Origin of the sequence: Streptomyces sp. DSM 15324 (assembly GCF_001514285.1) — a bacterium.
Lineage (GTDB): Bacteria > Actinomycetota > Actinomycetes > Streptomycetales > Streptomycetaceae > Streptomyces.
This window is the reverse complement of sequence record NZ_KQ949027.1, coordinates 600,776-614,500: the sequence shown is the minus strand read 5'-3', so window position 1 is coordinate 614,500 and position 13,725 is coordinate 600,776. Positions and strand designations below refer to the sequence as shown.

At 71.3% G+C, this 13,725-nt stretch carries 13 protein-coding genes; 3 read left to right on the top strand and 10 right to left on the bottom strand.

From position 1 onward, the window contains the following. The first annotated feature begins 35 nt into the window (after positions 1 to 35). Positions 36 to 596, top strand: a complete 561-nt coding sequence (locus tag AQJ58_RS19600; protein ID WP_107122083.1) for a GNAT family N-acetyltransferase — start codon at positions 36 to 38, stop codon at positions 594 to 596. A gap of 7 nt (positions 597 to 603) precedes the next feature. On the opposite strand, the gene AQJ58_RS19595 is transcribed toward AQJ58_RS19600, so the two are convergent. From AQJ58_RS19595 to AQJ58_RS19560, 8 genes are all read right to left on the bottom strand, one after another. Further along, positions 604 to 2,088 carry a type IV secretory system conjugative DNA transfer family protein gene (locus AQJ58_RS19595; RefSeq protein WP_067251764.1) on the bottom strand — a complete coding sequence of 495 codons (1,485 nt, stop codon included), beginning with the start codon at positions 2,086 to 2,088 and terminating at the stop codon, positions 604 to 606. A gap of 15 nt (positions 2,089 to 2,103) precedes the next feature. Continuing rightward, positions 2,104 to 3,531: an ATP-binding protein gene (locus AQJ58_RS19590; protein WP_067251762.1), complete on the bottom strand. Its 1,428-nt coding sequence runs from the start codon at positions 3,529 to 3,531 to the stop codon at positions 2,104 to 2,106. Positions 3,532 to 3,540: 9 nt separating this feature from the next. Next, entirely contained in the window at positions 3,541 to 5,109 is a 1,569-nt protein-coding gene (locus AQJ58_RS19585; protein ID WP_067251760.1) for an SCO6880 family protein, read from the bottom strand. Beyond that, entirely contained in the window at positions 5,106 to 6,455 is a 1,350-nt protein-coding gene (locus AQJ58_RS19580) for a hypothetical protein (RefSeq protein ID WP_067251759.1), read from the bottom strand. Before AQJ58_RS19580 ends, AQJ58_RS19585 begins: the two co-directional genes overlap by 4 nt. Then, complete coding sequence (locus tag AQJ58_RS19575) at positions 6,445 to 7,263, bottom strand: DUF8175 domain-containg protein (RefSeq protein WP_067251757.1); 819 nt, start codon at positions 7,261 to 7,263, stop codon at positions 6,445 to 6,447. The genes AQJ58_RS19580 and AQJ58_RS19575 overlap by 11 nt, the downstream gene beginning before the upstream one ends. A gap of 162 nt (positions 7,264 to 7,425) precedes the next feature. Then, positions 7,426 to 7,734 (bottom strand): hypothetical protein, encoded by a 309-nt coding sequence (locus AQJ58_RS19570; RefSeq protein WP_014673544.1) that lies wholly within the window; start codon positions 7,732 to 7,734, stop codon positions 7,426 to 7,428. 393 nt (positions 7,735 to 8,127) lie between these two features. Beyond that, positions 8,128 to 9,468, bottom strand: a complete 1,341-nt coding sequence (locus AQJ58_RS19565) for a S53 family peptidase (RefSeq protein WP_067251755.1) — start codon at positions 9,466 to 9,468, stop codon at positions 8,128 to 8,130. 266 nt (positions 9,469 to 9,734) lie between these two features. Continuing rightward, positions 9,735 to 10,358, bottom strand: a complete 624-nt coding sequence (locus AQJ58_RS19560; protein WP_067251753.1) for a TetR/AcrR family transcriptional regulator — start codon at positions 10,356 to 10,358, stop codon at positions 9,735 to 9,737. 107 nt (positions 10,359 to 10,465) lie between these two features. Here AQJ58_RS19560 and AQJ58_RS19555 point away from each other — a divergent pair, with 107 nt between their 5' ends. Further along, positions 10,466 to 11,371 carry an oxidoreductase gene (locus AQJ58_RS19555; protein ID WP_067251752.1) on the top strand — a complete coding sequence of 302 codons (906 nt, stop codon included), beginning with the start codon at positions 10,466 to 10,468 and terminating at the stop codon, positions 11,369 to 11,371. Positions 11,372 to 11,393: 22 nt separating this feature from the next. Here AQJ58_RS19555 and AQJ58_RS19550 read toward each other — a convergent pair whose 3' ends face one another. Beyond that, positions 11,394 to 12,494 carry a hypothetical protein gene (locus AQJ58_RS19550; protein ID WP_067251750.1) on the bottom strand — a complete coding sequence of 367 codons (1,101 nt, stop codon included), beginning with the start codon at positions 12,492 to 12,494 and terminating at the stop codon, positions 11,394 to 11,396. Between the two features lie 41 nt (positions 12,495 to 12,535). Beyond that, entirely contained in the window at positions 12,536 to 12,799 is a 264-nt protein-coding gene (locus AQJ58_RS19545) for a DUF397 domain-containing protein (protein ID WP_067251748.1), read from the bottom strand. 123 nt (positions 12,800 to 12,922) lie between these two features. On the opposite strand from AQJ58_RS19545, the gene AQJ58_RS19540 reads away from it, so the two are divergent. Next, positions 12,923 to 13,669, top strand: a complete 747-nt coding sequence (locus AQJ58_RS19540) for a trypsin-like serine peptidase (protein WP_234360102.1) — start codon at positions 12,923 to 12,925, stop codon at positions 13,667 to 13,669. Positions 13,670 to 13,725 lie beyond the last annotated feature (56 nt).

Genomic DNA, 13,725 nt, shown 5'->3' with positions numbered 1-13,725 from the left:
GCGGGCTTTTTCTGTGTTTAGGTACCGTCAATCGCATGAATGACATTGTGGTGCGGGGTATACGGACCGACGAATGGCGTCCGGTGAAGGCGTTGCGACTGGAAGCGCTCCAGGATTCCGATGCGGCGATCGCCTTTCTTGAGACCTACGAGGACGCCGCGGCGCGGCCGGACTCCTTCTGGCATGGGCGGGCCCTCGGGGCCGGGGCAGAGGACGGCGGTGTGCGCCAGTTCGTCGCCGAGGCGGCCGATGGGGAGTGGGTCGGGACCGTCACCGTGCTGGTGGAGGAGGCCGGCAGCGTCGACTGGGCCGGGCAGCCCGTCGAGCGGCGGCAGGGGCATGTGGTGGGCGTGTACGTGCGGCCTGAGTGGCGGGGCGTGGGGGTGATCCAGGCGTTGTTCGAGGCCGGGGTGGCGTGGGCGTGGGGGGTCGGAGTGGAGCGGGTGCGGTTGCTGGTGCACCAGAAGAATCTGCGGGCGCAGCAGGCCTATCGGAAGGCGGGCTTCGCACCGAGCGGGGTCACGGTGCCCGTAGGGGAGGGAATCGGGGATCTCTCGGGGGAGATCGAGATCGAGTTCGTGCGCGAGCGCGGGTAGGACTTCCTCAGACCGGTAGTTCGTGGTGGGGCCAGCGGGCCCTGGCCTGTTCGCGGGAGCGCAGCAGGGCCAGGGTGGGCAGGCCGCGGTCCGCACCGGTTGCCAGAAGGTCCGGGAGTTGGGGGAGAGGTGCTACGGCGGCGATATCGTCCAGGATCAGGGTCAGTGGTGGGTCGAGGCGACCGGAGGATGACCGTTCGGCCATGCGCCGGCCGCGCTCGACCACGCTGGAGACGAGGGCCGTAAGGAGAGGCATGGCGCCTGGGTTTGTCCTGGGGTCCTCGAGGGATTCGCCGACCACGTAAAGCGTTCCCCCTTCTTCCACGAAGGAATCCAAGGCGAGGGCATCATTTCGGTGAGGAGTGCATGCTTCGCGGATGTTGATCGTGGAAAGGGCGGCGAGGGCGCGGGAGGCGAGCTCGTGGGCGATGTCGCGGCGCTCGGGGTGGGCGGTGAGGGCGGCTTCCAGTTCGCCGGCCGAGCCCGGGGCGGCCTTCGGGTTGGTGCGGAGGGTGCGGACCGCGTCCTGGATTCCGGTGCCCTGGGACCAGCGGTGGACGTGGCGGATGGTGCGGCCGTCGATGGCGGCGGCGTGGAGGTAGCTGCGGAGGAGGGTTGCGGCGGTGTCGGTGACGGCTTGGTCGAGGCGAGCCGTGGGGCGTACGGGGGTGAGGAGGGCGGTGGCTCGGAGGGCCGCCGTCGCCTTGTCCTCGCAGCCGGTGGTGGGGGACCAGTGGAGGCGGGCGGGGGTGTCGCAGAGGTGAGTCGGGTCGTAGAGGTGGACCGGTCCCAGTTTGGCCCGGGCGTCCTTGGTCTCCTGCCAGAGGGAGGGGTTGGAGGTGAGGACGAGGGCCGCGCCCTCGGCGTCTCGGAGGGCCTGGGCGGCGGCGGCCTTGCGGGTGTCCGGTGGCGCGCAGAGGACGCCGCCTTCGGCGCGGGTGCTTCCCCCGCCGCCCGCCGACCCTTCATCCGGCGATGGGGAGGCCGACGTCGAGGGCGTCCCCACAGCCGGAGCGTCGGGGAGCTGTGGCTGGATGCGAGGCGGTTCCTCCGTCGGAACGGCTTCTTCGCGCGGTACCGGCACCTCGTGCCGCTGTGGGCCGCCGGCGGCTCGTCTGCGGGCCCGCACGGTCCGCCATCTGGCCACCGTCCCTATGGCGAACACCGTGAGGACGAAGAGGATCATCAGCTGGCCGATGAGGAGGCCCCAGAAGAGGCCGTAGCCGGAGAGGGCGGTGGGGGTGGCGTCGGGCCAGGCGCCGGGGATGTCGTGGGGCTGGGCGATGAGGTGGCGCATGGCCAGGGGGGTGCGGGTGAAGGTGACGCCCTTGGGCCAGGAGCCGTGGGTGAAGAGGGCGGCCAGGCCCGTGGCCGTCCAGACCAGGAGGGTCATGCCGAGGAGGAAGGCCAGCAGGCCCACCAGGAGGCCGTCGGGGATGCCGCCGGCCTGGCCGCCTTCGCGGCCGGGGGCGCGCTCGTCACCGGGTCTCATGGCACCCCCTTGCCGCTAGGCCACCGTCGACTCGGACGAGTCGTCCAAGTCGGCCAGGTGCTGTTCCATGAAGGCTGCCGCCCGGCGTTCCTGTTCGAGTTCGGCGGCGTGCAGGGCGTCCTCGGAGGTCAGGTGGTCCGTGGAGGACTCCGTCATGGCCCGGTCGGTGAAGACCAGGGGGCGTTCCGTCTCCGTGACCAGGTGTTTGACCACCTGGACGTTGCCGTTGACGTCCCAGACCGCGATACCGGGGGTGAGGGTGGGGATGATCTCCACCGCCCAGCGGGGGAGGCCCAGGACCCGGCCGGTGGCCCTCGCCTCGTCCGCTTTCTGGGCGTAGATCGTCCTCGTCGAGGCCATCTTGAGGATCGCCGCGGCTTCCTTCGCCGCCGCGCCGTCCACCACGTCGGACAGATGGTGGACCACCGCGACGAAGGACAGGCCGAGACGGCGGCCGAACTTCAGCAGGCGCTGGAAGAGCTGGGCCACGAAGGGGCTGTTGATGATGTGCCAGGCCTCCTCGACCAGGAAGATGCGCTTCTTCCGGTCGGGGCGGATCCAGGTGTGTTCCAGCCAGACGCCGACGATCGCCATGAGGATCGGCATGGCGATGGAGTTGCGGTCGATGTGGGAGAGGTCGAAGACGATCAGGGGGGCGTCCAGGTCGATGCCCACCGTCGTCGGGCCGTCGAACATGCCGCGCAGGTCGCCGTCGACCAGGCGGTCCAGGACCAGGGCGACGTCCAGGCCCCAGGCGCGGACGTCGTCTATGGCGACGTTCATCGCCTCCGCCGACTCCGGTTCGGGGTGGCGGAGTTGTTCGACGATGTCGGTGAGGACCGGCTGGCGTTCGACGATCGTCTCGTTGACGTAGGCGTGGGCGACCTTGAGGGCGAAGCCGGAGCGTTCGTCCAGGCCGTGGCCCATGGCCACCTCGATGATCGTGCGGAGCAGGGCCAGCTGGCCCGTCGTCGTGATCGAGGGGTCGAGGGGGTTCAGCCGGATGCCGTCGTTGAGGGCGGCCGTCGGGTCCAGGCGGATGGGGGTTATGCCGAGGGCCTGGGCGATGAGGTTCCATTCGCCGACGCCGTCCTCGCCCTGGGCGTCCAGGACGACGACCTGGCGGTCGCGGAAGCGGAGCTGGCGCAGGACGTAGGTCTTCTCCAGCGCCGACTTGCCGTTGCCGGACTCGCCGAGGACCAGCCAGTGCGGGGCGGGGAGCTGCTGGCCGTACAGCTGGAAGGGGTCGTAGATGTAGCCCTTCCCGGAGTAGACCTCGCGGCCGATGATGACGCCGGAGTCGCCGAGGCCGGGGGCGGCCGTGGGGAGGTAGACCGCCTGGGCCTGGCCGGTGGAGGTGCGGACGGGCAGGCGGGTGGTCTCGACCTTGCCGAAGAGGAAGGACGTGAAGGCGTCGGTGAGGACGGACAGCGGGTCCCGCATGTGAAGCCCCTACCTTCGGATGCCGGTGGCGAACGGGAGCGTGTTCACGAACGCGCGGTGGTGCTCGCGGTCGCACCACTCCAGCTTCAGGTACGACTTGCCTGCGGACGCCCTTATCGTGCGCTTGTCGCGGGCCAGGGCCTCGGGGGTCCGGGAGGAGACGGTGATGTAGCCGACCAGGTTGACGCCTGCGGCGCCGGAGGCCAGGTCCTCGCCCCGCTGGTCGAGACGGGAGTGGGCGGCGACGTCACGGGGGTCGACGGTGCGGTTCATCTTGGCGGCCCGGCTGGCCTCGGCCTCGTCGTTCGTCTTCTCGGTGAGCATGCGCTCGATGGCGATCTCGGTGGGTTCGAGGTCCATCGTGACGGCGACGGTGCGGATGACGTCCGGGGTGTGGACCAGGAGCGGTGCCAGGAAGTTGACGCCGACGGGGGTCATCGGCCATTCCTTCACCCAGGCGGTGGCGTGGCACCAGGGGGCGCGGGTGGTCGATTCGCGGGTCTTGGCCTGGAGGAACGTGGGTTCCATGGCGTCGAGCTCGGCCGGCCAGGCGTTGCGCCGGGTCATCGCCTGGATGTGGTCGATGGGGTGGTCCGGGTCGTACATGGAGTGGACGAGGGAGGACAGCCGGCCCTGGCCCAGGGGCTGGCGGACGCGGATGTCCGCCTCCTGGAGGCGGGAGCAGATATCGGTCAGTTCGCGGGCCATGACGACGGCGAGGCCGGCGTCGCGGTCCAGTTTGCGGCCGGACTGGGGGCGGGCGGCGCGGGCCATGGCGTGGGCCTCGGCGGCCAGCTCGCGGGTGTAGTGCATACAGGCGACGAGGTAGGCGCGGTGCTGCTCGCTGCTGGTGGAGACCATGGACTGGAGCTGGTCGTAGGACTGGGCCAGCCAGCCCGGTGCCTTGTCGTCGCCGCGCTGGGCGACGTCCTTGGCGTGGGCGTCGGGGTCGGCGGGGAGGGTGCGGGCGAGCATCTGCAGGCGGGTGACGAAGCCGTCGCCGTTGGCCACGTGCTTGAGGAGGGTGCCGAAGCGGTCGACGAGGGCTTCCTGGTCCTCGCTGTCGCGCAGGCCGACGCCGGGGCCCTCGATCTCGATGGCGGCGGTGACGGTACGCCGGTCGGCGTGCAGGAGTACGGCGATCTCGTCGGGGCCGAAGGGGGCGGCGAGCCAGTTGATGCGGCCGATGCCCGGGGGCGGGCCGACCTCGACCTCCTGGCCGTCGATGCGGGTGCCGGCCTCCATGGCGCCGGAGCGGTAGGTCGTGCCCTGGCGGAGGGTGCGCTTGTAGCTGCGGTTGATCTCGAACCACTTGTAGAAGGTGCGGTGCTTGTACGGCACGTAGACCGCGGCGAGCGCGATCATCGGGAAGCCGGTGAGCAGCACGATGCGCAGGGGGAGGAGGGGGACGAGGAGGCCGCACATCATGCCGAGGAACGCGCCGATGACGATGAGCGCGATCTCGCCGGTTTCGCGGTTGCGGCCGACGATGGCGTTCGGCCGGGCGCGGCCGATCAGATATGTGCGGCGGGGCGAGACCACGTGGGACACGTGGGCCAGATGGGAATCCGTCGTCAACGCCCTTCACCTCCCGTGCGGTTGTTGCGGGTGTTGCCTGCGTGCGGGGTGTTCACCGCGCTGCTGGAGCGGGGCGCGGGTGCGGCGGAGGGGACAGATCCGCCGCCTCCGTTCGAGGGACGTGAGCTGTGTGCGGCGACGCCGCCCGAGGCGGGGTTCGAGGGGCGGGGGCCGGAGGAGGGCTGGCCGCCTGCGCCGTTGTTGTCGGCGCGGGTGCTGTGGGTCTTGATGCCCTGGGCGACGAGGGTCGCGGGGGAGCTGATGACGGCGGCGGCCTTGCCCTCGGCGCCCTGCATGATCCGGTTGCTGCGGGAGTTCGCGATCTCGTCGCCGAAGCCGGGGACGAAGCGGTAGATCATCGCGCTGGCGAAGATGGCGAGCAGGATGATGGCGAGGCCGGAGACGACGGCGGAGAAGGCGTTGGGGCCGTCGTCGGAGGAGAGGGCGCCGGCGAGGCCGAGGACTATCACGATGACCGGTTTGACCAGGATGACGGCGATCATGATGCCGGCCCAGCGGCGGACGTGGCTCCAGAGGTTCTTGTCGACGAGGCCGGCGTAGACGACGGTGCCGAGGAGGGCGCCGACGTAGAGGAGGGCGGCCCGGATGACGAGCTCCAGCCAGAGGACGCCGGCGGCGAGGATGGAGACGAGGGAGACGACGATCAGCATGATCGGGCCGCCGCCGATGTTCTCGCCCTTGGCGAGGGCGGCGGAGAAGGTGCCGAAGAAGGTGTCGGTCTGGTCGCCGGTGGTCTTCGCGAGGACTTCGGTGATGCCGTCCGTGGCGGAGACGACGGTGTAGAGGATCAGGGGGGTGAAGGCGGACGCGAGGACGGTGAGCCAGAGGAAGCCGACGGCTTCGCCGATGGCGGTGGTGAGGGGGACGCCGCGGACGGCTCGCTTGGCGACGGCCAGGAGCCACAGGACGAGGGTGAGGACGGTGGAGGCGGCGAAGACGACGGCGTACTGCTGGAGGAATCTGGTGTTGGTGAAGTCGACGTTCGCGGTCTCCTTCACGGCTTCGCTGAGCTTGTCGACGGTCCAGGAGGCGGCGTCGGCACAGCCCTTGGCGAGGGAGGAGAGGGGGTCGAGGGTGTCGGAGACGCCGGGGTTGGTGGTGGTGCCGGTGGAGGTGTTGCCGCGTTCGCAGTACTTCTTGGCTTCGCCGGGGATGAGGCTGCAGTCGAGGGAGCCGCTGGGGGAGGGGGATGCCGAGCCCGACGGGGTGGGTGAGGGGTCGGGTGTGGGGGCCGCGAAGGCGCGGCCGGCCAGCAGGACGACGCTCGTCTGAACGGCCGTCACGACTCCGGTGAGCCTGAGCAGGCGGTGCGGGTTACCGGGCATAAGTGAACCCTCCGTACTCCTCGATGGCCTTGCTGATCTCGTCGGAGGCGGCGGCCTGATCGTCGCCGGGGACCGGGGCGGGGCCGTCCTTCTGGCTGTCGGTGCTGATCTTCCAGTCGCCGTCGGTCCAGGTCAGGTCGAAGGTCCAGGTCTTCCACGACGAGGTGACGGGGTCGGTCGAGTCCGTGCCGGACATGCCGATGAGGCCCAGGTACCAGACAGCGACCTGGGTGGTGGTGTCCGCGTATTTCCCGACCGTCGTGCCGACGGGGATCACGCGGGAGACGAAGGTGTTGCCCTTGGGTGCGTTGCCGTCCGCGTCGAGGCCCATCTTGGCGAGGAAGTCCGCCGAGTAGGCCTGGTCCATGGCGCCCTGCAGCCTGGCCGCGGCGTCCTTGGTGTAGACGGTGTCGACGAGGGTGTGTCTGCTGTTCTTCTGGAACATGCCGGTCGAGCCGAGGGCCACCGCGTAGTTGGCGGCGGCGGACTGGGCGCCCTGCGCGGTGTGCGCGAAGCCCGAAGGGATTCCGCCCGTCTTCGTGTCCACCGGCTTCGTCCCGCTCGCCGCGGTGGACGTCGTCTTCGGCTTGTTCGTGTCGGGGGTGGTTTCCGAGGTGGTGGAGTCGTCGCCGCCTCGGTTCGCGAAGGCGATGGCCGCGATGAGGAGGACGACGACGCCGACCACCGTGACCAGGCTGCGGGAGGAGGAGCGGGCGGGGCGGCGGGCGCCGCCGTAGGGGTCGGCCTCGGGGAGGCGGACGCGGGTGCCCGAGGGCTCGCCGTAGTCGTGTTCGTCGCCGGGAGTCATGTCGCGTTCGCCCCCTCGTTGCCGTACCGAAAAGCGTAGAAGTACGACGGTAGCCGTGCTGGTTCCCGCGCGGGCGCGGTGTGGTGACTCGACATCAGGGAAACGCAACCTCAGCCGGTGGGCACGACGGGTGGGTGGGGGAGGAGGGACGCCGGCGGGCGGCTATACGGCCATGCCGTACACGATGGTGAACAGGGTGCCGAGGGAGCCGATGATGAAGACGCCGGTGAGTCCGGCGATGATGAGGCCCTTGCCCTGTTCCGCACTGAAGGTGTCCCTCAGGGCCGTGGCGCCGATGCGCTGTTTGGCCGCACCCCACACGGCGATGCCGAGGCAGAGGAGGATGGCCACCGCCATCACGACCTCGATCATCACCTTCGCCTCGTTGCCCAGGCTGCCGAAGGGCCCCCAGTCCGGAGCGATTCCGCCGATGATGGTGTTGATGTCGCCCTTGTCGGCCGCGAACAGCATGTAAGTCACCGCCCCTGGTGGGTAGTTCCGCGTGGCCCCTGCCGAGTGCAGAGGTCAGGCCTCATTGTCGCCGACGATGCCGCAGTCGTATGTCGACTTGGCGTCATTGGCGGGTGGGATTCGTATGAATGGTGGGTATCGTCACTCTGTGTATCACGGGAGGTCACGCCGGGCAATGAGGCCGGAACGGAACCTGGGTGTGGTTCCGTCGTTGACCCACTTCGCGGCTCCGTACCGTTTCTGACGGCTGGTCGGGTGAGTGCACGTTTCGATGGTCTCATGTCCGCGTGGAACGCACGGCGAACAGGCCGCGGCTGGTTGCCGCGGCCCGTTCGCCCTTGCCGCCGTGGCCCCCACGGTCCACTGCGGTCGTTCTGGGGTGGTGAGGGGATGTCAGCCGGTGAAGGCGTCGGTTCCCTCGGGGGTGCCCACGCCGGTGGGGCCGTCGTAGCCCGTCCTGGCGGTGCACAGGTAGCCGGCGCTGGAGGAGCAGGTGCCGTTGCTGCCGCTGGTGACGTCGTTCAGGGACGAGGTGCCGAGGTGGGCGTAGGGGTACGAGGCCGGGTAGTCGCCGCTGCCGGGGGTGCCGGCGAGGGCGTAGACCGCGGCGATGATGGGCGCGGAGGCGCTGGTGCCGCCGAAGGTGTACCAGCCGGCGGTGACGCCGTAGGAGTCGTAGACCGAGACGCCGGTGGCGGGGTCGGCGACGGCGGAGACGTCGGAGACGGTGCGCTTGGCGCAGCCGGTGTCGGTCTGCCAGCCGGGCTTGGCGTCGTAGGAGGAGCAGCCGGAGCCGGTGCCCTCGGTGGAGCTGGTGTTCCAGACCTTCTCGGTCCAGCCGCGGGTGGTGGAGGACGAGGTCGACAGGGCGGTGCCGCCCACCGACGTCACGTACTTGGACGCGGCGGGGTACTCGGCGCCGTAGCCCTCGTCGCCCGCGCTGACGGTGATGGCGACGCCCGCGTGGTTGAAGTAGGAGGAGTCGTAGGAGGTGTCCGAGGAGGACTCGGAGCCGCCGTAGCTGTTGGAGACGTATTTCGCGCCGAGGGTGACGGCCCGGTTCACCGCGGTGCCGAGGTTGGCCATGGTGGCGGATTTGGCCTCGACCAGCAGGATGTCGCACTGGGGGCAGACCGCGCTGGCCATGTCGAGGTCGAGGGAGATCTCCTCGGCCCAGCCGCTGTCGGCGGAGGGGAGCGAGGTGGTGGAGCCGGTCTGGCCGACCTTCTTGAAGCAGCCGTTGGCGGTGGTGCAGGCGGGGAGTCCGTAATGGCTGCGGTACTTGGCGAGGTCGGCCTCGGCGTTGGGGTCGTCGTACGCGTCGACGATCGCGAGGGTCTCGCCGTCGCCGTTGCTGGCGGCGGCGTCGGTCAGGCCGTAGGCGTCCTGGAGGTCGGAGGGGCCGTAGCCGGTGGGGTCGGCGGCGGCGGCCTTGGGGGTGACCTGTGCGGTGTCGCCGGTCCGCCGGGCCTGCGCCTTCTGGAAGGCGGTGGTGCCGCCGGTGACGCGGAAGGAGTGGCAGGTGAGTTCGCCCGCGTGCTTGGGGGTGGCGCAGGGGGTGGCCGCCCAGGTGACCTTCGAGGGCTTGGCGGGGGAGGTGGTGGGGGCCGCGTCGGCGTGGGCCGCGGTGCCCAGGCCGGTGAGCACGAGGGCCGCGGTGCCGAGGAGGGAGGCGCCGGCGCGGCGCCATCTGCCGGGGGAGGCAGGGAGGGTGGGGGAAGTCGTCGTACGCAACGGACAGCTCCTGATGGTGGGTGACAGGGGCGGTGCGGGTGGGGGGTGATGCGTGGCCGTCGGTACGCGGTCCCCGGCGGCGGGCGGCGGCCCGCGACGACTGTGCGCTTGTTGAGTACGCGACAACAAGGAGCGTTGCGGAGTTCTGACTTCCGCCTTACTCGCGGGGGTGGGGGGATTGCCCGCCGATGGGGGGAGGATGGGTGGCGGGTGGCCGGTCCTTGACCCCGCTCACAGGCGGGCCACAGGGGTGCCGGGGCGGGCGGTCAGTGGCGGATCAGGCCGTGCAGGGTGTGGTGGACCAGATCGGCGACGCCCGCGAGGACCTCCTCGGGGGTGAGCATCTCGTTCGCGGCGAACGAGGCGTACCCGTGCAGGGTGGAGCCAAGGAACAGGGTCAGCCGGGCCGGTTCGCCCTCGACGATCTCGCCGCGCCGCTGCCCGTCGGCGATCAGCCGCTCCAGGCTGCCCACCGTGCGGTCGATCGCGGCGGCCATCCGGTCGGCGACGTCCGGGGTGGTGGGGGCGTGCTTGCGGGCGTACATCAGTTCCAGCAGCGCGGCGTTGTCGAGGGCGAAGCCCAGGTAGGCGCGGGCGAGCGTGGTGAGCCGCGGTTCGAGGGGGAGGTCCGGCGCGTCGGCGGCCTCCAGGGTCTCGGCCATGCGGTCGAAACCGGTGAGGGCGAGCGCGTCGAGCAGGGACTGCTTGTCCTTGAAGTGCCGGCCGGGCGCGGCGTGGCTCACGCCGATCTCGCGGGCGAGTTCGCGCAGGGAGAGGGCGGTGGCGCCCTTGTCGCGCAGGGTGCGCTCGGCGGTGGCGAGGAGGGCGGAGCGGAGGTCGCCGTGGTGGTAGGGGCGGCTCTCGGTGGGCGACGACGGCATGCGGACCATCGTATCCCGGTGTTGACGGCGTCAGCATTGTTGTCGCTGTCATCTTTGTTGACGTCGCCATCTTTGTTGTCGTTGACATCATTGTTGTCGGCGTCTACTTTGGCGGTATGGCAGCTGAGAAGAAGGCATGGAGTGCCGCGGACCTCCCCGACCTCACCGGACGCACGGTGATCGTCACGGGCGCCAACAGCGGCATCGGGTTCACCGCGACGCAGGCGCTGGCGGGGGCGGGGGCGCATGTCGTCCTCGCGGTACGGGACCCCGAGCGCGGGCGGGCCGCCGCCGCGCGGGTGAGCGGCGGCACCGAGGTGCGGCGGCTGGACCTCGCCGATCTGTCGTCCGTGCGGCAGTTCGCGGCGGACTGGGCCGGGGCCCCGCTGCACACCCTCATCAACAACGCCGGCGTGATGATGGTGCCCCGGGAGTCCACCGCGGACGGCTTCGAGCGGCAGTTCGGCACGAACCACCTGGGCCACTTCGCCCTCACCAACCTGCTGCTGCCGGCCGTCACCGACCGGGTCGTCACCGTCGCCTCGGGCGCGCACCGATGGGGCGGCGCGGTGATCCACTTCGACGATCCGAACCTCAGGGCCGGCTACACCCCGCAGCGCGCCTACGCCCAGTCCAAGCTGGCGAACCTGTTGTTCACGCTGGAGCTCCAGCGCCGGCTCGCCGCGTCCGGCTCGGCCGTACGGGCCCTGGCCGCGCACCCCGGATACTCCGCGACCAATCTCCAGAGCCACGCGGCCAGTCCGCTCGCCCGGGTCCTCATGCGCGTGGGCAACGCGCTGTTCGCCCAGGACGACCGCGCGGGCGCGCTGCCCACCCTGTACGCCGCCACCCAGGACCTGCCCGGCGGGAGCTACGTCGGGCCGGACGGCGTGGCCGAGATGCGCGGGGCGCCCACGCTGGTGGGACGCTCGGCGGCGGCGAGCGACGCGGAGGCGGCGCGCCGGCTGTGGACCCTGTCGGAGGAGCTGACGGGCGTGCGGTCGGGGGTCGGCGTGGGGTGAGCGCCCAAGGCCCCGGCCGCGCTCAGCGAGGGCCGAGGGTCCACACCGAGAGGGTGCGGTGGTCCTCGCTGTACGTGTACCAGTGGCCGGGGCCCAGGCCGGCCGGGGAGCTGGTGACCGGGGCCGGGTAGACGAGCGGCTCGGGGCGGGGCGTGTCCCGGGTCACCAGCCAGTGCCGGCCCTCGCCCCACTCCTCGTCCTGCCACACGGTCCCGGCGACCATCGTCGCGTCGTCGACGAAACCGCCGGCCCAGTCCCAGGCGGGCCACACCTCGTCGTCGCCCGGACCGGCGTCCGGGTGCCGGGGCACGCGCTCCTCCACGTCCCACTCCCCGACCTGCGTCCCGGCCGCCGTGTCGTACAGCGCGAGCGTGTCCTGGTCGTGCGAGACGGTCATGAAGTGCGCGCCGGACGGGCTCACGTCCAGCAGGGCCAGGTCCAGTCCCTCGAAGTACTCCACCGCCAGCCGCTCACCGTCCCAGCGGCCCCAGCGCATCGGCGCGCCGTCCTGGCCCTCGCCGATGCTCAGGCCCATCCGGCAGGGGTCCGGGTGCGGGACGTGGTCGCTGCCCGCGGCGGCCGACCGTGCGTCCACCCGGGCCAGCACCCGGCCGTCCTCGGGGGTGAGCAGCAGCCACTCGTCCACAGGCTGTGCATCCCGCTCGCCGCCCTCGGCCAGCGGGCCGCGTATGTGGGCCCACAGCAGCGAGCCGTCCACGGAGAAGCCGGCGGAACCGCCCTCGGGGTACCGGTGCCGGCGGTCGGTCGCGTACTCCTCGAACGAGCCGTGCGCCTCGGGGCAGCCCCAGCAGCCGTGCCGTATCTCCCACAGCGTGGCCCCGCCCGGGTCCACCGCGCGCAGGGCGTGCGTGCCCGCGAAGACGACGACGTCGGCGTCGGGGGAGACGGCACAGGTGCCGAAGCGGTGGGTCCACGGAGCCGGGATGCGTATGCGCTCCACCGGCCGGAACGCGTCGTCCAGCGGCTGTACGACCACCTCGTGGTCACCGCGCTGCACGAGCGCCGTACGCCCGCCGCGCAGCCGGAGCACCGTCGCGGGGGTGACATCGGGGCCGGGGAGCGGCGCGTCGAGCGTGGCGACGAGCCGGGCGGTGCGGGTCATGGCTCGAACCGTACGACACCCCACTGACAACGCCCCTCCCGTCACCCGCCGAGCTCGACGCCCTCCACGAAGTGGTCGAACTCCCCCGCGCGGACACCGAGGACGAAGGCGTCCCACTTGCGGCGGTTGGTGGTGACCACGTTGTCCGGGGCGGTGGTCTCGCGGAGGTAGACCGGGGCCTCGCCGTCGTCGTCCCCGTCCCCCTCGCCGAAGGCGATCTCGATCCACGGTCCGGGGCCGGTCGCCTCCGGCGGGGCGGCGCGCACCCAGGTGAGGCCGGCGGGGATGTCGGGGGATGCGGTCATGGGGGTGTTTCCTTCCCGCCGGGTGCAGGGCGTCGGGCTCTCGTCATCCGTATGGACCAGTGGTCCCCCCATTGTCTGACGCTTCTCTCACCTTTGTGGGTCACAGTGGGTCCGGTGAAGCCGGTGAAGCGAAACGCTCTGCTCGGTGCGGTCGGGCTGCTCGCCGTGGCCGCCACCTCCGCCTCCGAGGCGGCGGCCGACGGTGGGCCGGGCCCCCTGGGGGTGACCACGGTGGCCGCGGCCACGGCCGATTCGGCACGTGTCGGCGCGCTGTTCGACGCGGCGGACGCCGGCCGTCTGACCGGCGCCCACTTCTGTACGGCCTCCGTGGTCCACTCGCCCCACCGCAACCTCCTCGTCACGGCCGCCCACTGCCTCGGCGGGGACGGCGACCTCGTCTTCGTCCCGGGATACCGGGACGGCGGGGCGCCGTACGGCACCTGGAAGGTCGCCCGCGTCTTCCTGCCCGACGGGTGGGCGAAGGGCCAGGACGAGGACAGCGACGTCGCCTTCGCGACCCTGCGCGCCGACGGCGGCAGACAGATCGAGGACGTCGTGGGCGCCAACCGGCTCGCGACCCGTACGGCCACCGGCGCCACCGCCGTGACCGTCACCGGCTACCCGAACTCCCGCGAGACACCGGTCCGCTGCGTCAACCGCCCCACCGCCCACAGCTCCACCCAGCAGCGCATCGACTGCCCCGACTTCACGGGCGGCACCAGCGGCAGCCCCTGGGTCAACGGCGACGACCGGATAGTCGGCGTCCTCGGCGGCCACGAACAGGGCGGGGCGACGGCGGACATCTCGTACAGCGTGGTGCTGGGCGCGGAGGCCACTGAGCTGTACCAGGACGCGGCCTGCGATCCGTAAACCTCCCGGAGCCCGGAGAACCTGCAGAAACCACCCCGTACATGATCACCCCGAGG